This is a genomic window from Streptomyces sp. NPDC088553, from assembly GCF_044752965.1.
In the GTDB taxonomy this organism is placed as follows: Bacteria; Actinomycetota; Actinomycetes; order Streptomycetales; family Streptomycetaceae; genus Streptomyces.
The window spans coordinates 116,024-132,749 of sequence record NZ_JBIVMG010000006.1; the positions used below are offsets into that span (position 1 = coordinate 116,024).

The following is a 16,726-nucleotide window of genomic DNA, read 5'->3' on the forward strand; positions in this document are numbered from 1 at the left end:
AGGGCTCCTTGTACGGTGTACGGGACTGGGTCTCGTACACCGTACAAGGACTCTCTTACGCTGTACAGCGCTTATTCATTTCCGGGCGGTCAGGTCGTAGAAGGTGGCATTGCCGACCGTGACCTTCTCGAAGGTCTCCGCCACCCAGGCGGAGATCTCCGAGTTGCCGCCGGGGGCACCGCCGACGCCCATGCGGCCCCCGCCGCCCTCGCCGGCGCCGCCGCTCTCGCCGCCGCCGATGAAGTAGTGGATCTTCCCGTCGGCGACGTACTGCTGGAACTGCGCCAGCGTCGGGGAGGGGTCGCTGCCGTTGAAGCCGCCGATCGCCATGACCGGCTTCTCGGTGGCGAGCTGGTAGCTGGCCGCGTTCTGGGCGCCGACCGTGGCCGCGACCCAGGTGTAGGCGTCGGCGTCCTTGAGGAGCGCGCTCTTCGCCTCCGTACCGACGCTGGCGCCGTTGAGCAGACCGCCCATGCCGCCGCCACCGCCGCCGAAGCCCTCGCCTCGGGTCATCCCCTGCGGCGGGGTGCCACCGGGCAGCCTGCCCTGGCCGTTCGGCAACTGACCGCCGGCCTGGCCGCCCTGACCACCCGGCAGCTGACCGCCCTGACCTCCGGGACCACCGGGAAGCTGACCGCCCTGACGGCCCTGACCACCCGGCAGCTGTCCGCCCAGTCCGCCGCCGGGGAACCCCCCGCCCTCGAACATCCGCATGCCGCCACCGCCGCCGGGTCCCCGGCCGCCCATCGCGCCGCCCACCGGGCCCGCCGTGACGATCGAGCCCTGGTGGCCGGCGTCCACCGTCGCCAGGGTGTACGCGAAGGGACCCGCGAGTCCCACGACCAGGCCGAGGCCCGCGACCCCGAGGCCGAGCCGCCGGTCCACCCGGCCCGCGAACAGCAGCCCGAGCGCGGCCACCGTGCCAGCGACCAGGACCGTCCAGCGCAGCCACGGCAGCCAGTCCGGCGTCCGCCCGAGCAGGGTCCAGCCCCACCAGGCGGTCACCGCCACCGTCACCGCGAGGGCCGCCGAGGCGAGCAGCCGGGTGCGCTCCTCCCAGAGGACGGCCGCGCCCATGCCGACGAGCGCCGCGAGGTACGGGGCCAGGGCCACCGTGTAGTACTCGTGGAAGATGCCTGCCATGAAGCTGAACACGGCCAGCGTGATCAGCAGCGAACCGCCCCACACCAGGAACGCCGAGCGCGCCGTGTCCGTCCTGGGCGCCCGCCAGGTGACGACGAGCCCCGCGACCAGCAGGACCAGCGCGGCCGGCAGCAGCCAGGAGATCTGGCCGCCGACGGAGTCGTTGAACATCCGGAGGACGCCGGTCTCACCCCATCGGCCGCCCCCCATGCCACCGCCTCCCCCGCCGCCGCCGACACTCCCGGTCTCGTCGCCGTTGATGCGGCCGAGGCCGTTGTAGCCGAAGGTCAGCTCCAGGAAGCTGTTGTTCTGGGAGCCTCCGACGTACGGGCGGGAGGACGCCGGCCACAGCTCGACCAGGGCCACCCACCAGCCCGCCGACGCCAGCATCGCGAGCCCGGCGAGGGCGAGACGGCCGATCCGGCGCCCGATCCCGCCCGGCGCGCACACCCCGTAGACGAGGGCGAGCGGCGGCAGGATCAGAAAGGCCTGGAGGGTCTTCGCGAGGAACGCGAACCCGAAGGCCACCCCGGCCCACACGAGCCACCTCGCCGCACCCCGGCCCTGTTCGAGGGCGCGCAGCACGCAGTACACGGCCACCGTCATGAGCAGGGCGAGCAGCGCGTCCGGGTTGTTGAAGCGGAACATCAGCGCCGCCACGGGCGTGAGCGCCAGGACGACCCCCGCGATCAGGCCCGCGCCCGCGCCGAACCGGCGCCGTACGGCCGCGTAGAGCACGGCGACGGTCGCCACGCCCATGAGGACCTCGGGCACGAGGATCTGCCAGGAGCCGAGGCCGAAGAGCCGGACGGAGAGGGCCATCGGCCAGAGGGCGGCCGGCGGCTTGTCGACGGTGATGGCGTTGGCCGCGTCGAGCGAACCGAAGAAGAAGGCCTTCCAGCTCTCGCTGCCCGCCTGGACGGCGGCGGAGTAGAAGGAGTTGGCGTAGCCGGAGGCGCTCAGGTTCCACAGGTAGAGCGCGGCGGTGACGGCGAGCAGGACGAGGAACGCGGGCCGGACCCAGCGGGCGTCCTCGGCGCGGCCGCGCCACAGCCGGGTGAGCGGGCCACCGCGGGACGGCGCGGCATGGGCCGCGCCGACGGGCGCGGCCAGAGAGGTCGAAGTCATCGGTCGTTCCTTGGGTCGTTCCTTGAGGCGGACCGCTCGGGGAAGACCCAGAGCCGGAAGAGGAGGAAGCGCAGGACGGTCGCGGCCAGGTTGGCGACGACCAGGACGGCGAGTTCGGTGGAGTGCGCCGGATCGCCGGTCGCCGCTCCGAGGGCGGCGAGCGAACCGCTGGTCAGGGCCAGGCCGATGGCGAAGACCACGAGCCCCTGCGCCTGGTGGCGGACCGCCCGGTCCCGTCCCCGCACCCCGAAGGTGAGCCGCCGGTTCGCCGCCGTGTTGGCGACGGCGGAGACGAGGAGCGCGCCGGCGTTGGCGATCTGCGGGCCGACACCGAGCCGGAAGAGCGAGTACAGAGCGAGGTAGAAGAGCGTCGACAGGACCCCGACCACGCAGAAGCCGACCAACTGCCGGGCCAGACCGCCCGGCACACCGGTGAGTTCACGGTCCCGGGGGTCGTCCCCGAAGGGCCTGGCCAGCCGGTCGAGCGGCAGCGAACCCGTCGCGAGGGCCCGGCCCACCCGCCAGACACCCTTCAGGTCGTCGGTGGCCGTGCTCACGATGTGCACGGTCGAGTCGGGGTCGTCGACCCAGTCGACGGGCACCTCGTGGATGCGCAGCCCGGCCCGCTCGGCGAGCACCAGCAGCTCGGTGTCGAAGAACCAGCCGGTGTCCTCCACCATCGGGAGCAGCCGCTCGGCGACATCGCGCCGGATCGCCTTGAACCCGCACTGCGCGTCGGAGAACCGGGCGGCGAGCGAGCCGCGCAGGATCAGGTTGTACGCGCGGGAGATGAACTCCCGCTTCGGGCCGCGCACCACGCGCGAGGAGCGGGCGAGCCGGGAGCCGATCGCCAGGTCGGAGTGGCCGGAGATGAGCGGCGCGACCAACGGGAGCAGGGCGTTCAGATCGGTGGACAGGTCCACGTCCATATAGGCGAGGACGGGCGCGTCCGAGCCCGACCACACCGTCCGCAGCGCCCGGCCGCGCCCCTTCTGCTCCAGCCGTACGGAGCGCACCTCGGGCAACTCGGCGGCGAGACCGGCGGCGACCTGGGGGGTGGTGTCGGTGGAGGCGTTGTCGGCGACGGTGATGCGGAAGCCGTACGGGAAGGTCCGGAGGAGGTGCTCGTGGACCCGGCGGACGCACGGCTCCAGGTCCTTCTCCTCGTTGTAGACGGGAATCACCACGTCCAGGACGGGCCGTCCCGCGATGTTCACCGGCAGGTGTTCCCGGGCGGGGAGGGTCCCGGACGGGGGCCCCGCGATCGTTGGGGTTCGCATGCCACCGACACTCGCCGGGGCCGCTGTCACGGCTGTGTGATGAGCCTGTGGCCTGCCTGTGAGTGGGCTTCCGCCGGGGACGCGGCGGGCAGCCGGACGGTGAAGACGGTCCGGCCCGGGACGCTCTCGACGCCCACCTCGCCCCCGTGCGCGCACACGACCGCCCGGACGATGGCGAGCCCGAGGCCGGTGGATCCGGCGTTGCGGGAGCGGGAGGCGTCGCCGCGCGCGAACCGCTCGAAGACGGCGGGCAGGAGCGCGGCCGGGATGCCGGGCCCGTCGTCCTCGATCCGTACGGTCACCGCGCCGGGTTCGGTACGGACCCGCGCCATGACCTCGGTCCCCGGCGGGGTGTGCGTACGGGCGTTGGCGAGGAGGTTGACGAGGACCTGCTGGAGCCGGGCGCCGTCCGCCCGTACGGGACTGCCGCCGTCCTCGGGCAGTTCGAGGGACCAGTGGTGGCCGGGACCGGCGGCGCGGGCGTCGCTCACGGCGTCCACGACCAGCGGGACGAGGTCGGTGGGCTCGTACGAGAGGGGGCGGCCGGCGTCGAGCCGGGCGAGCAGCAGCAGGTCCTCCACGAGGCCCGTCATCCGGGTCGCCTCGGACTCGATGCGGCCGAGCGCGTGCCGGGTGTCGGGCCCGCACTCCTCGCGGCCGCGCCGGGTCAGCTCCGCGTACCCCCGGATCGAGGCGAGCGGGGTGCGGAGTTCGTGGCTGGCGTCGGCGACGAACTGCCGGACGCGGGTCTCGCTCTGCTGGCGGGCGTCGAGGGCCGAGTGGACGTGGTCGAGCATCCGGTTGAGGGCGGCGCCGACCTGGCCGACCTCGGTCCGCGGATCGGCCTCGGTGTCCGGGACCCGCTGGTGGAGCGCCACCTCTCCGCTGTGCAGGGGCAGCTGGGCGACCTGACCGGCGGTCGCGGCGACCCGGCGCAGCGGCCGGAGGGCGACGCGGACGAGCACGGTGCCGGCGATCGAGGCGGCGAAGAGCCCGGCGCCGGTGACGCTCAGCTCGACGAGGATCAGGGTGGAGAGGGCCTTGTCGACGGAGGCCAGCGGGATGCCGGTGAGGAAGGTGCCGTTGATCCCGGAGGCGTACTCGATCCGGTACGAGCCGAGGCCGCCGGGCAGGTCGACGGTGTGCGGGTCCCCGTCACGCGGGACGGCCGCGAGGGCGGCCCGCTGGGCCTCGTCGAGCGTCTTGATCCGGAAGTCCCGCCCGTATCCCCCGCCGTCCTCGGCCTCCGCCGAGTACCCGGCCGCGGTCACCGCGCCGTCCCAGAGGACCGCGCCCAGGGTGCCGGTCGGGATGCTGGGCCCCACGACGAAGCCGAGCGGGTCCTTCCCGCCCCGGTCCGGCGCGGGCACGATCGCCATCCCGGGCGGCGGGCCGGCCGCCCGGTTCGAGACGGCCCGGACCTCCTCGTCCGCCCGGTCGTACAGGTACGAGCGGAACGCGATCGTCGTGACCGTGCCGATGACGGCCGCGACGACCGCGATCAGCGCGACCGCCGAGACGACGAGCCGGGTCCGCAGCGACCACGGCCCGCGGGTCCGCGGAGACCGTGGCCGGGAAGACCGTGGCCCGGGCCCTGCACCTCTCACCACGAGCCGCTACTCCCCCGGCTTGATGAGATAACCGGCCCCGCGACGGGTGTGGATCATCGGGGCGCGCCCCGCGTCGATCTTCCGCCGCAGGTAGGAGATGTAGAGCTCGACGACATTGGCCTGACCGCCGAAGTCGTACGACCAGACCCGGTCGAGGATCTGCGCCTTGCTGAGCACCCGCCGCGGGTTGCGCATCAGATAGCGCAGCAGCTCGAACTCGGTCGCCGTGAGATGGATCGAGACCCCGCCCCGGGTGACCTCGTGACTGTCCTCGTCGAGGGTGAGGTCCCCGACGACGAGCAGCGACTCGCTGCGCGCGAGAGCCGCCCCCGACCTGCGGATGAGCCCGCGCAGCCGGGCCACGACCTCCTCCAGGCTGAACGGCTTGGTGACGTAGTCGTCCCCGCCGGCCGTGAGCCCGGCGATCCGGTCCTCGACGGCGTCCTTCGCCGTCAGGAACAGCACCGGTACGTCGGGCAGTTCGCGCCGGATCCGGCCGAGCAGGCTCAGCCCGTCGACGTCGGGCAGCATGATGTCGAGGATGACGACATCGGGCCGGAACTCGCGCGCGGTACGCAGGGCGGCGGCCCCGTCCCCGGCGCTGCGCACCTGCCAGCCCTCATAGCGCAGGGCCATGGAGAGCAGCTCGGCGAGCGAGGCCTCGTCGTCGACGACGAGGACACGGACGGCGGTTCCGTCGGCACGGAGCATGTCGGCGCGGGTGCCGGTACGGCGTGTGGTGACGGTCATGGAACCCACGCTGTCGGCCGCCGCTGAGAGGCCTCTTTCCCTTTCCTGTGAATTGCCTGAGAAAGGGTGGCGAGGCCCTGGCCCTGGCCGTCAGGGTTTCACGTGAAACAACGCGGCGCCGTTCTCGTACAGGACCCCCCGGAGCCAGTCGTCCCCGAGCCCGAGGCCTTCGAGGGCGTGGAGCTGGTGCACGTACGAATAGGGGATGTTCGGGAAGTCGGAGCCGAGGAGGATCCGGTCGCCGACGTCCACGAGCCGCGTGAGCTCTCCCCGGGGGAAGGGCGCGAGCCGCTCGCTGAAGTCGGTGAAGGCCATGGTGGTGTCGAGGTGGACGCCCTCGTACCGCTGGACGAGGTCGAGGAAGTCGCCGTACTCGGGCATCCCCATGTGGGCGACGATCACGCGAAGCCGGGGGTGGCGGGCGAGCAGCCGCGCCATCGGCCCGGGTCCGGTGAACGCGCCCGGGGTGGGCCCGGAGCCGCAGTGCACCACGACGGGGGTCCCGGAGTCGGCGAGGGCTCCCCACACCGGGTCCAGCTGAGGGTCGTTCGGATCGAAGCCGCCGACCTGGAGGTGCACCTTGAAGACCCGGGCCCCCGCGTCGAGCGCCTCACGGACGTACCGCTCGACGCCCGGCTCGGGGAAGAAGGTCGCGGTGTGCAGACAGTCGGGGGTGTGGGAGGCGAAGTCGGCGGCCCAGGAGTTCAGCCAGGCGGCCATGCCGGCCTTGTGCGGATAGAGCATGGCGGTGAACGCGACCGCCCCGAAGCCCCGCAGGAGGGCGAGCCGGCGCTCCTCCTCCTCGCGGTAGGTGATGGGCCACTCCGTACCGGTCAGGGGACCGACGGCGTCGAAGTAGGCCCAGACCTTGTCGAGGACGTTCTGCGGCATGAAGTGCGTGTGCACGTCGACGAGCCCGGGGATCCCGAGCCGCTCGACGAGCGCCCGAATGTCGTCGCTCTCACGGGTCTCCCGGTTCTCGCCGCTCAGGTCGCTCGCGGCGCTCGCACCGCTCGCGCCGTTCCCGCTACTCGCGCTCAAAGCTGTAACTCCGCTCGACCTTGCCGATGTGGACGCTGTAGCTGTCGTACCAGTGCTCCCGCCCGTAGGCCTTGGCGGCCTGGTGCTGAGTGTCGAGACGCCATGCGTCGAGGGACTCCAGGTCCCGGAAGTAGGCGATGGAGATGCCGATGCCGCCGGGGGTCCGGGCGGTCTCGTAGCCGAGGAAGCCGGGGACCGTGCCGACGATCTCGCGCATCCGGACGGCGGTGTCGGCGTAGCTCTCGGGGGTGTCGAGGACGTCGGGCCGGATCGAAGTGAACACAGCGGTGTAGTAGGGCGGTTCGAGGTCCGCCACCAGCTTGGGGGTCATGTGATCACCCTCGCCGGGCCGGGGCGCGGATGTCCACGGGGCCCGGGGAAAGGGATCCAAGACTTTACGAAGGGACCGCGGGCCCTCAGAAGAGCTCCCCCTGGCTGCTCGGGTCGACGGCGGACACCGCCTCCGACACCGGCACGGAGAACGCGTCCCCCTCCCCGGCGCCCTGGAGCACCCACCCGCCCATCAGCCGGGTGTCGAGGGCGAGACAGCGTCCGCCGGGGTCGAGCAGGTGCAGATCGGGCCCGGCCGCGGCGAGCAGCCGCCCCCTGACGACACCTCCGTCGACCAGCTCGCCGACCGTGCCCGCGAACGGCGGCAGCCCGTCGAGACCGAAGGCCGCGGCGTGGTCGCGCGCGGCGAACTCCAGCGGCTCCAGGGTCTCCGTCCAGCCGCCGACCTCCCGCGCCCGCCCGTACAGCTCCCGCACCTCCAGGGCCCGGTCCGGGGCGGGCGGCAGCGCGTGCCGGGCGGCGCGCTTCCGCTCGTACGCCACCCGGTCGGGAACCCCGAGCGCCTGCCGCAGCACCTCCTCGGTCCGCCGGGCGGCCATCAGCGGCCCCCGCCCGAGCCAGCTGAACGTCACGGCGCCCTGTTCGAGCAGCCGGGCCTCGCCCCGGGCCTCCGCCGTGATCCCGACCTTGGTCATCCCGGGCCCGAACCAGGCCAGGTACACGCGGTACGGCTGGGGATCGTCCAGGAAGGTGTCGGCGGCGACGGAGTGGGCCCGGTCGAGCCGCGCGCACTCCGCGCACCGCCCTCCGGTCGCCCGGCCGGGCACGACGGCCTCCAGCGGGCAGGGATTCCCCCGGGCCCCCGGACACCGGCGCTCCCCCACGGCCCGGAAGGCGAGCCCCTGCCCGTACGCGAGGGCGCTGACCCTGCCGCCCCGCCACCGCAGCCCGGGCACGCCTCCGCCCCAGGTGATCCCCCGGCACCGCCACTCCACGCCCGCGCCTCCCTATGCTCCCCGGATGTCCAGTCTCCGCCACATCCGCTTCCAGTCCCCGCTCCCGGGCCCCCGCGGCAACCACCCCGGAGTCTTCGGCCTGACCAACCTGCTGGCCCGGGAGGGCAGGCTGTCCCCCGGGGAATGGGCGATCTGGCGCTCCTCGAACGACTGGTACGACGCCCACTTCCCCGACCCGACCACGGTCGACCCGACGGTCTACGACCCGGAGCTGAACCCGGGCGCGGCCGCCTGGTTCCGCCCGACGGCGACCGAGGCTCTGGCCCGGGTCGCGCCGTACCTGCGCATCCTGCGTGACCACGGGGTGCCCTGCGTCCGCCTGGAGTCGGCGGACCCGGGCCGGGTCGTGTACGCGGACGCGCACCAGATCGTCGTGGTGCCGGCTCAGGGCAGGACGTAGATCCGCGCCCCGTCGGCGTCGGGCCCGCCGACCTCCCGCATGCACCCGCGCTCGATGAGGAGCCGCACACAGTCCCGGACGCGCTCGCCGGAGAGACCGGTGCGCCTGGTGACGTCCTGGACCCGGTAGCGGACGCCGCCGCGGACCAGGGCGGGGGCGAGGCAGTCGGCGACCGTGCGCACGTCCCCGGTGAGGGCCCAGGACTCGACGAGCTGCTGCGGGGTGAGCGCGACGACGGCGCCGGCGCGCTGGCGGGGCACGGAGAGCCGTTCAAGGGAGTCGGCGACCCTTGAGAGGCTCCGCCGGGTCTCGCGGAGCAGTTCCGCGTACTCGGTGTGCTCGGCGTACGCGACGGCCCGCTCGTCGAACTGCCCGTCGAGCCGTACGAGCACGTCGACGAGCTCCGGCGGCAGCACGAACCCGCTGTGCGCGGGAGAGGGTTCGAGCCCGTACCCGCCGTACCGCTGGACCGCCGCCATGACCTCGGCCGTCCACGCCCGGAACGGCCCGGCCTCCGGCCTCCGGCAGGCCCCGACGAGCTGGACGAGCCCCTGCAGGCTCACCATCCGCGTCGACGCCCTGATCCCGCACCGGCCGGAGAAATCCTCACCCCCGGCGAGTTCCCGCGCGGACGCCAGGCAGGCCCCGGGCAGCGTCACCGTCCGCAGCGCCTCCCGGGTCCCCGCGTACCCCAGCCGCTTCGCCACGTCCACGACGGGGAACCAGTGGGTCCCGTCGTACGTGGTCAGCCTCCGCAGGGGCGCACCCGTGGCGGCGTACACCAAGTCATCGATGTCGATCGCGTCCATCGATCATCACCTCCGCCTCGCAAGCTAGGACGAAGGCATATTCAACTGACATGCAAATAAGACAGGTTCACCCAAAAGGGGAGAGAATCCCGGGTAAATCCCCGGAAATCCCTCCCCCACACCCCCAAGGGCGGCCCTAGCGGGCGACGAACTGCGTGAGGATCGCCTGCACCTCGTAGATGTCGACGCCCTTGGTGAAGGTCTTCTGGACCGGCAGCTGGCTGCCCGAGATCCAGATCTTCAGCTCGGCGTCCAGATCGAAGGTGCCGGCGGTCTCGACCGCGAAGTGCGTGATGCTCTTGTACGGGATCGAGTGGTACTCGACCTTCTTGCCGGTGATGCCCTGCTTGTCGACCAGCACGAGCCGCCGGTCGGTGAAGAAGATGGTGTCGCGGATCAGCAGGTACGCGGCGTGCACCTGCTCCCCCTGTCCGAGCAGCCGCGCGTAGTCCTGCTGCGCCTGCGCCGGATCGATCGCGTGCGCGTTCCCGAAGAGCGCCATGCCCCAACCCCCACATTCGAAGAGAAAAGAACGATCATCCGACCCTAACCCTCGAACCCCCCAACGCCGAAGGCCCCGGACACCCGTCCGGGACCCTCGGGCGTCGATCAGGCCGCGGGGCGGTGCCGGCGGGCGCGGAGCAGACGGACGCCCTTGACCGCGTAGACGGCGAACACGAGCGCGAAGCCAGCGAGGCCGACCCAGAGCCAGGACTCCGACATCACGAGACTCAGGATCAAGCCACCGAAGATCAGCAGATTGCCGATGGTGTCCAGCAGGTCGAGGCGTGCCGTGGAGCGCACCGCGGAGTCGGGTCCGCGCAACCGGCGGACGACCGGGACAAGAGCGAGGGCCTGGAAGACGGCCAGGCCCAGAAAGACCCATACGAGCCAGTCGGGTATGTCCATCACCGCACTGTAGAACCCGCCCGGAACCTCCGGGCAAAATCCCGAACAACCCTGGGGAAACAGCACCGTTGACGCCAGAGGCAGCCGGATCCCGGCTAGGCCGACGGGGCGGCGACGGTCAGCGTGTAGTCCACGCCGGTCGAGAAGTCGCCTGACCGTCCGCGGATCTTCAGGGAGTGCTTCCCGGGGGCGAGGGGCGGCAACTGCACCCACAGGCCGCACCCCGTCGCCGCGAAGCTCCCTTCCTCCCCGGTGAGCGGGTTGTCTCGCGCGCCTCGCACCGTGATCGGGTCGTGTTCGTAGGTCTCCGGCTCGACCACCTCGTCGTCGAGGAGCACGGTCCCCCGCGCGCCGCGCATGAAGGCCGAACAGTGCCAACGGTCTCCGAAGGTGTTGACGACGGGCACGGCGATCGGACGCCCGCCGGGAACCTCGCACGCGCGCTCGACCTGGCCGCCGAAGGTTCCGGCCAGGAACCACACGTCGCGCGGCTGGTTGCGTCCGCACGCGCGTCCGTCCACGTCGGCGACCGGATTGGTCGCTTCGGGCTCCGAGGCCGCCCATGACCACCATCGGCCTTGCAGCTCCGCGGAAGGGAGACGCACGGCCTCCCTCGCCGGAGCGACGCTCGGCGGAACGGTGCTCGCCGGACCCGTACTCGGCGGAACGGCGCTCGTCGGCGCGGTGCTCGCTGGAGCGGTGCGAGCCGGCGCCACTCGTTCCATGCCCTCAGAGCCCGTGGCTGCCTGGGCCCCGCACCCCGCCAAGCCCGCCATCACCACAGCGGTCAGGCCCGCCACCCCAACGTTGAACCTCATGCGGCCCCTCCCCGATCGGACGCGTCGCCTTGCCCCCACCCCGACGCGACATGAGCGGACACGCTACCCGCGGGGGAGGACCGGACCGCTTCTGGGCCCGTTGCTGTACGCCGCTGCTGTACGCCCCGAAAACGCAAGAGGCCCGGACTCTCGTCCGGGCCTCTCACCTGTGTGCACTCGGCAGGATTCGAACCTGCAACCTTCTGATCCGTAGTCAGATGCTCTATCCGTTAAGCTACGAGTGCTTGTTCTTTTGTCTTGCCTCCGCTCCCCGGTCTTTCGACCCGCTCGCGGCGACAGACAGAACATTACATGACTGCCGCCGCCATGTGAAATCCATTGGCCTCACCCCTTGTGACCTGCGAAAACGCCGCATGGGCCGTGAGCGCGGCCAGGTGGCGGAGTGGTCGGGGCGGGGCGCGGGCGGGCCGGAAACGGCCGAAGCCCCGGCCTGGGGGGCCGGGGCTTCGGTAGGGGCGGAGGCGGAGGGATTTGAACCCTCGATGGGCTTTAAGACCCAAACCGCATTAGCAGTGCGGCGCCATAGACCGGACTAGGCGACGCCTCCATGCACCTCGCGCATACGCGAGTGGTGCGTGCAGATGATGACACAGGCGAACCGGCTGTCACCAATCGATTCTCACCGTACTAGCCCTCCGGGGTCGAGGGCAAAGCCCAGCGACCCCGACGTGGCGCCCTCCGAAGCCGCCGAAGCCTCCGGAGCCGGCTGATCCACAGAAGCCGCCGAAGCCTCCCGACTCACCCGGCGGTCGTCTCCCCGCCGCCCCGCCGCCCACCCGGCGCACCCCGCTTGCGCAACGCCCCGGCGCCCGGAGCGTTAGAGGGGCGGGGGCACGTCGTGCGCCCGCCTCCGTCGTACACCGCCGCTCCGCTCCCCCACTCCTGGAGATCCGCATGCTGCGCCGCCTCGTCCTCGCCTCCCTCGCCACCGCCGCCGCCGGCACCGCCGGCCTCGGTCCGCTCCCGCCGCTGCCCCTGCTCTCGCCGCCCGAAGGGCTGACCGTGACCGTGTCCGAGAGCGGCCACCCGGACGCCGACGGCACCTTCGAGCTGAGGTGCGACGACCGGGCCGGTGGAAACCACCCGGCGCGCGAGAACGCCTGCGAGCGCCTCGGGCAGCTCGCCAAGGAGGGCGCGAACCCCTTCGAGCCCGTGCCCGCGGACCAGTTCTGCGCGCAGGTGTACGGCGGCCCCGCCCTCGCCCACATCACCGGCACCTGGCAGGGCCGCACGGTCGACGCCCGTTTCTCCCGCGCCAACGGCTGTGAGATCAACCGCTGGGAGAATCTGGAGCCGGTCCTTCCTCTTGTCCGGGGATGAGACGGGATGGGACGGGATGAGACCGGGGTCACCCCCCGGAGGCTCCCTTAGACTCCCTTCCGTGACAGGGTGCGGCCCGAGGGGCAAGATGGGGCCGGCCGGCCGATAGGGCATGCACGTTGCAGTGCGTCAGGGAGGAACGTCGTCGTGAGCAGCAGGCCATCCCGGGGCGCTGCTCGCCTCGCAGCCATACTCGACGCCCTTCCCGACGGCCTCGTGCTCGTCAACTGCAACGGCACGGTCGTCAACGCCAACACCATCGCCCTCGGCATGTTCGAGACCCCGGGCACCGCACTCGTCGGGCGCGGCCTGCTCGATCTCCTGCCCGGCTTCGACTCCCGCCTCATCCCCGGCTCCATGCGCCGCCCCGAGGGCACCGACGAGCGCGGCCGCACCAAGCCGACCCGGATGATCGCCCGCCGCACCGACGGCAGCGAGTTCGCCGTCGAGGTGACCAGCGCCAGCCTGGAGGACGGCCGCGAGGCCTACGACTCGTACGGCGGCTACACCGGCGACGAGCTGCTCATGCTGGTCGTCCGGGACCTCACCGGCACCCTGGACACCGAGGCCGAACTCGCCCGATCGCAGCGGCAGACCGAGATGATCCTGCGCGCCGCGGCCGAGGGAGTCGTCGGCACGGACACCGACGGCCGCGTCGTCCTCGTCAACCCGGCCGCCGCCCAGATCCTCGGCTACCGCGCCGGCGAACTCGGCGGCCAGGAGCTGCACCCGCTGATCCTCGCCAAGCGCCCCGACGGCGAGCCCTTCCCGTACGAGGAATCGCCGCTCGCGGACACCCTCAAGTCCGGCCGCAAGCACCGCGTCCGCGGACAGGTCCTCTGGGCGAAGAAGGGCGACCGCGTGCCGGTCGACCTGACGACCGCCCCGGTCCGCGACGGCGACCAGCTCGTCGGCGCCGTCATGACCTTCACCGACCGCAGGCCGTACGAGCAGCTGGTCGAGGAACACGCCGCCGAGATCAAGGAACTCACCGAGCGGAACGCCGCCGAACTCGCCGACCGCGCCGAGCGGAACGCCGCCGACCGGGAGGCGCAGCAGGAGCGGTACGCCTCCCTCGCCGCCCGGCACGAGCAGCTCACGGCCGTCCTCGCCGAGTCCCTGCGCGGCCCCCTCCAGGAGCTGCGCACCCAGCTGGGCGCCCTCGCCGCCGACGACGCCGGACAGCTCTGGCCCGAGGCCAACCAGGTCCTGCACCACCTCGCCGCCGGGTACGCCCGCATGACGGCGCTCGTCGACAACGTCCTGGGCTACCAGCGCCTGGACGCCGGCGCGGAGGCGCTGGACAAGCGCGTCGCGCTCCTCGACGGGGTCGTGACGGCGGGCATCGACGGGGCGGTCGACCTGATCGGCCCCGGTCGCGCCCAGTTCGCCGTGCACGCGCCGCCCATCGAGGCCGAGGTCGACGCGGCCCGGCTCGCGACCGCGCTCGCGCACCTCGTCGCGGACGTCGCCGGCGTCGACGCGACCGGCAAGAACCGCGCCACCGCCCAGGGCTCCGGGCCGGCCGACTCCACGATCGTCGTCGCGGCCGCACAGCGCGGTGACGTCGTACGGATCGAGGTCCGCGGCCCGTACGCGGGCGGCGACCCCGTCCACGGGCCGGTCGTACGCGGCATCGTGGCGGCGCACGGCGGTGTCGTGCAGACCCACGAGGTGCCGGGGACGAGCGGCGGCGCGTACGTCCTCGAAGTCCCGCTCGGTACGGGACGGGGCACGGTCCCCGCGACGGAGACGGCGTCCCGCCATGCGGGGGCGGCCGGCGGACCGGGCGGACCTGGCGACGTGCCCGGACTCGGACCTGGCGACGTGCCCGGACTCGGGCCGGCCGGTGGGACGGTCGGCGGGCAGGGCGGCGGGCAGATCGGCGGTGCGCCGGTCGGCGGGCAGATCGGCGGTGGCCGGGAGGCGCTCGCGCTGCCCTCGCAGGCGTCCGCACCCGTCTCGGCTCCGTCGAGCACCTCCGGTTCCTCCGATCACTCCGGTGCTCCTGGTTCCTCTGGTCCCTCCGCTCCTCTCGCGCTCTCCGCCGGCTCCTCGGAGACCTCCGGCGGGGGACGGCGACGCGCCAGGCGCGGCTCCACGGACGCCTTCCTGGAAAGCTCGGTCGCCCCTGAGGGCGGTGCCGAGCCCAGTGGGCGTCGCCGCGCCCGTACGGGAGACGCCGCCGGACCCGCCGAACTGATCCCGGCCCAGCAGAACTCGGGCGTGGAACAGGCCGTTCCCGCCACCGGTTCGGCTCCTGGCGCCCCCGTCGTCGAGCCGACCGGGCGCCGGCGCGGCCGGCCCGCCGAGGGGTCCGTCGTGACCGCCGCCGAGGGCGCGCAGGGACGGGCCGCGCTCGGCGCCGCCGTGCCGCCGCAGGGTGTCGCCGTCGAGCCCTCGGGGGCTCCGTCGGCTCCCGCGCTCGCTCGCGCCCTGCCGGCCGTGGCCTCCGCCGAGGTCGCGCCCGAGCCGCAGCCGAGCGGGCGCCGGCGGCGTGCGCTCGCCGCCGCGCAGGAGCGGGCGGCAGCGGCCGAGGCCGGGCCCCGGACGCCGTTCGCGCTCCCGCCCGCCGATGCCGACCGTCCCTCCGAGCCGGGTCCGGCGCCGTTCGCGGTACCGGGTGCCCCCGCTCCCGTCGCCGGGCCGCTGCCGGTCTCCGACGAGGGACAGCACGAGGCCGTTCGGGGTGTCCCTGGCGCCGATCACGCGCCTCCGCAGCCCCATCCGCACGCCCAGCCGCCGGCCGAGCCGACCGGGCGTCGCCGGGCCGTCACGCCCCCGCCGCCCGAGGCCGAGGTGCTGCCGTCGCTTCCGCAGGCCGAGCCCCGGAACGGCACCAGTTCCGGATCCGGGACCGGGGCGACCGGCACCGGGGTGTCCGGCACCGCATCGTCCGGCTCCGGCAACGGCACCGGTTCCGTACCGCTGCCGCCCGAGCTGCCCATGCCGAAGGACTCGACCCAGGGACGGGCGTTCAGCGTGCGCACCCTCGGGCAGGGCGTCCCCTTCGTCCCCCCGCCCGCCACCGCGACCCCGGCGCCCCCCGCCGTGCCTGCCGTCCCGGCGGCCCCCGCGGCCCCCGGTGCGCCCTCCAACGGCGCCGGTTCAGGCGGCTCCAACGGCTCCGGACGGCGGCGCAGGCTCGCCACCCCGCCGGAGGCCGACCCGCCGGTGCCGGCCGCGCTCCCCGTACCGGTCCACGGCGATGCCAGGCCGCACCCGCAGGCGGACACCGCGTCGCAGACGCCGTCCCGCGCGCCCGAGGGCCGCGCGTACGCCATAGGAGCGCCCGCCGAAGGCTCCGACGAGGGTCCTGAGCCCCTCGACGGCCCCGGTGGCGCCGTCGAGGTCGCCAACCGGCCCGCGCCGCGCCCCGTCGACGACGAACTCCCCCCGGAGCCCCTCGACAACCCGCGCCGGCTGCTCGTCTGGCCCGCCCCCGACGTCTCCACCCAGCAGGCGTTGAGCGACCGGGGCTACCGGCCGGTGATCGTGCACTCCCGCGAGGAGGTCGACGCCCAGATCGCCGCCTTCCCGGCCGCGCTCTTCGTCGACCCGCTGACCGGCCCCATCACCCGTACGGCGCTCCAGTCGCTGCGCCAGGCGGCCGTCGCCGCCGAGGTGCCCGTACTCCTCGCGGCCGGGCTCGGGCAGGCGACCCGGGAAGCCGCGTACGGCGCGGATCCTGCCGTGCTCCTCAAGGCGCTCGCCCCGCGCGACAGCGAGCAGCACCCGTCCCGCGTCCTCCTGATCGAGGAGAACGAGGACATCGCGGAGGCGCTCGCGGCCACCTTGGAGCGGCGCGGGATGCAGGTCGCGCGGGCGGCCACGGACACCGAGGCGGTCACGCTCGCCACCCAGACGCGGCCGAACCTGGTGGTGATGGACCTGATGCAGGTGCGCCGCCGCCGGGCCGGGATCATCGACTGGCTGCGGGCGAACGGGCAGCTCAACCGCACCCCGCTCGTCGTCTACACCTCGGCCGGCCTCGCCGAGGAGGAGCTGCCGACGCTGTCCTCCGGCGAGACGGTCCTCTTCCTCGCCGAGCGCGCGAACAGCGCCGAGGTCCAGGCCCGGATCGTCGACCTGCTCGCGAAGATCGGCACCAACTAGCCGGTCACGGACACGGATACGCGAAAGAGGTGTGGGGAGGGCTTCGTCGAAGCCCTCCCCACACCTGTGAATCC

At 73.3% G+C, this 16,726-nt stretch carries 14 protein-coding genes and 2 tRNA genes; 3 read left to right on the forward strand and 13 right to left on the reverse strand.

The annotated features are described in order from the left end of the window. Positions 1 to 75: 75 nt before the first annotated feature. From ACIP8Z_RS21110 to ACIP8Z_RS21140, 7 genes are all read right to left on the reverse strand, one after another. The gene (locus ACIP8Z_RS21110) at positions 76 to 2,271 is read right to left on the reverse strand and encodes an ArnT family glycosyltransferase (RefSeq protein ID WP_402085536.1); all 2,196 of its coding nucleotides are present in this window, start codon (positions 2,269 to 2,271) and stop codon (positions 76 to 78) included. Then, complete coding sequence (locus ACIP8Z_RS21115) at positions 2,268 to 3,551, reverse strand: glycosyltransferase (protein ID WP_402085538.1); 1,284 nt, start codon at positions 3,549 to 3,551, stop codon at positions 2,268 to 2,270. Before ACIP8Z_RS21115 ends, ACIP8Z_RS21110 begins: the two co-directional genes overlap by 4 nt. 26 nt (positions 3,552 to 3,577) lie before the next feature. Next, positions 3,578 to 5,158 carry a sensor histidine kinase gene (locus tag ACIP8Z_RS21120; RefSeq protein ID WP_402086505.1) on the reverse strand — a complete coding sequence of 527 codons (1,581 nt, stop codon included), beginning with the start codon at positions 5,156 to 5,158 and terminating at the stop codon, positions 3,578 to 3,580. Between the two features lie 9 nt (positions 5,159 to 5,167). After that, entirely contained in the window at positions 5,168 to 5,911 is a 744-nt protein-coding gene (locus ACIP8Z_RS21125) for a response regulator transcription factor (protein WP_402085541.1), read from the reverse strand. A gap of 90 nt (positions 5,912 to 6,001) precedes the next feature. Then, positions 6,002 to 6,901, reverse strand: a complete 900-nt coding sequence (locus ACIP8Z_RS21130; protein ID WP_402086507.1) for an amidohydrolase family protein — start codon at positions 6,899 to 6,901, stop codon at positions 6,002 to 6,004. A 37-nt stretch (positions 6,902 to 6,938) separates the two neighbouring features. Next, a complete protein-coding gene (locus ACIP8Z_RS21135) occupies positions 6,939 to 7,283 on the reverse strand; it encodes an antibiotic biosynthesis monooxygenase family protein (RefSeq protein WP_402085543.1) in 345 nt (114 codons plus the stop codon). Positions 7,284 to 7,368: 85 nt separating this feature from the next. Next, the gene (locus ACIP8Z_RS21140) at positions 7,369 to 8,238 is read right to left on the reverse strand and encodes a DUF2797 domain-containing protein (RefSeq protein WP_402085546.1); all 870 of its coding nucleotides are present in this window, start codon (positions 8,236 to 8,238) and stop codon (positions 7,369 to 7,371) included. A gap of 25 nt (positions 8,239 to 8,263) precedes the next feature. Between ACIP8Z_RS21140 and ACIP8Z_RS21145 the strand changes: the two genes are divergently transcribed. Beyond that, a complete protein-coding gene (locus ACIP8Z_RS21145) occupies positions 8,264 to 8,659 on the forward strand; it encodes a hypothetical protein (RefSeq protein ID WP_402085547.1) in 396 nt (131 codons plus the stop codon). On the opposite strand, the gene ACIP8Z_RS21150 is transcribed toward ACIP8Z_RS21145, so the two are convergent. The 6 genes from ACIP8Z_RS21150 to ACIP8Z_RS21175 form a co-directional block, all read right to left on the reverse strand. Next, positions 8,644 to 9,468 (reverse strand): BRO family protein, encoded by an 825-nt coding sequence (locus tag ACIP8Z_RS21150; protein WP_402085550.1) that lies wholly within the window; start codon positions 9,466 to 9,468, stop codon positions 8,644 to 8,646. The genes ACIP8Z_RS21145 and ACIP8Z_RS21150 overlap by 16 nt on opposite strands. Before the next feature lie 136 nt (positions 9,469 to 9,604). After that, positions 9,605 to 9,970, reverse strand: a complete 366-nt coding sequence (locus ACIP8Z_RS21155) for a PH domain-containing protein (protein WP_030318096.1) — start codon at positions 9,968 to 9,970, stop codon at positions 9,605 to 9,607. Positions 9,971 to 10,077: 107 nt separating this feature from the next. Next, positions 10,078 to 10,377 carry a hypothetical protein gene (locus tag ACIP8Z_RS21160; protein ID WP_402085552.1) on the reverse strand — a complete coding sequence of 100 codons (300 nt, stop codon included), beginning with the start codon at positions 10,375 to 10,377 and terminating at the stop codon, positions 10,078 to 10,080. A gap of 95 nt (positions 10,378 to 10,472) precedes the next feature. Continuing rightward, positions 10,473 to 10,898, reverse strand: coding sequence for a signal protein (locus ACIP8Z_RS21165; RefSeq protein ID WP_402085554.1), 426 nt, complete (start codon positions 10,896 to 10,898; stop codon positions 10,473 to 10,475). A gap of 469 nt (positions 10,899 to 11,367) precedes the next feature. Further along, positions 11,368 to 11,440: transfer RNA gene (locus ACIP8Z_RS21170), tRNA-Arg, on the reverse strand. A gap of 232 nt (positions 11,441 to 11,672) precedes the next feature. Next, a tRNA-Ser gene (locus tag ACIP8Z_RS21175) sits at positions 11,673 to 11,763 on the reverse strand. Between the two features lie 347 nt (positions 11,764 to 12,110). On the opposite strand from ACIP8Z_RS21175, the gene ACIP8Z_RS21180 reads away from it, so the two are divergent. Both ACIP8Z_RS21180 and ACIP8Z_RS21185 read left to right on the forward strand, forming a co-directional pair. Then, on the forward strand, positions 12,111 to 12,536 hold the full coding sequence (locus tag ACIP8Z_RS21180; RefSeq protein WP_402085556.1) for an SSI family serine proteinase inhibitor: 426 nt from the start codon (positions 12,111 to 12,113) through the stop codon (positions 12,534 to 12,536). A 147-nt stretch (positions 12,537 to 12,683) separates the two neighbouring features. After that, entirely contained in the window at positions 12,684 to 16,652 is a 3,969-nt protein-coding gene (locus ACIP8Z_RS21185) for a PAS domain-containing protein (RefSeq protein ID WP_402085559.1), read from the forward strand. Positions 16,653 to 16,726 lie beyond the last annotated feature (74 nt).

Excerpts from the sequence above, each read along its gene's own strand:
- ACIP8Z_RS21145 (WP_402085547.1), top strand. The coding sequence starts at position 8,264 with ATGTCCAGTCTCCGCCACATCCGCTTCCAGTCCCCGCTCCCGGGCCCC.
- ACIP8Z_RS21135 (WP_402085543.1), bottom strand. The coding sequence starts at position 7,283 with ATGACCCCCAAGCTGGTGGCGGACCTCGAACCGCCCTACTACACCGCT.
- ACIP8Z_RS21160 (WP_402085552.1), bottom strand. The coding sequence starts at position 10,377 with ATGGACATACCCGACTGGCTCGTATGGGTCTTTCTGGGCCTGGCCGTC.
- ACIP8Z_RS21155 (WP_030318096.1), bottom strand. The coding sequence starts at position 9,970 with ATGGCGCTCTTCGGGAACGCGCACGCGATCGATCCGGCGCAGGCGCAG.
- ACIP8Z_RS21115 (WP_402085538.1), bottom strand. The coding sequence starts at position 3,551 with ATGCGAACCCCAACGATCGCGGGGCCCCCGTCCGGGACCCTCCCCGCC.
- ACIP8Z_RS21125 (WP_402085541.1), bottom strand. The coding sequence starts at position 5,911 with ATGACCGTCACCACACGCCGTACCGGCACCCGCGCCGACATGCTCCGT.
- ACIP8Z_RS21180 (WP_402085556.1), top strand. The coding sequence starts at position 12,111 with ATGCTGCGCCGCCTCGTCCTCGCCTCCCTCGCCACCGCCGCCGCCGGC.
- ACIP8Z_RS21110 (WP_402085536.1), bottom strand. The coding sequence starts at position 2,271 with ATGACTTCGACCTCTCTGGCCGCGCCCGTCGGCGCGGCCCATGCCGCG.
- ACIP8Z_RS21150 (WP_402085550.1), bottom strand. The coding sequence starts at position 9,468 with ATGGACGCGATCGACATCGATGACTTGGTGTACGCCGCCACGGGTGCG.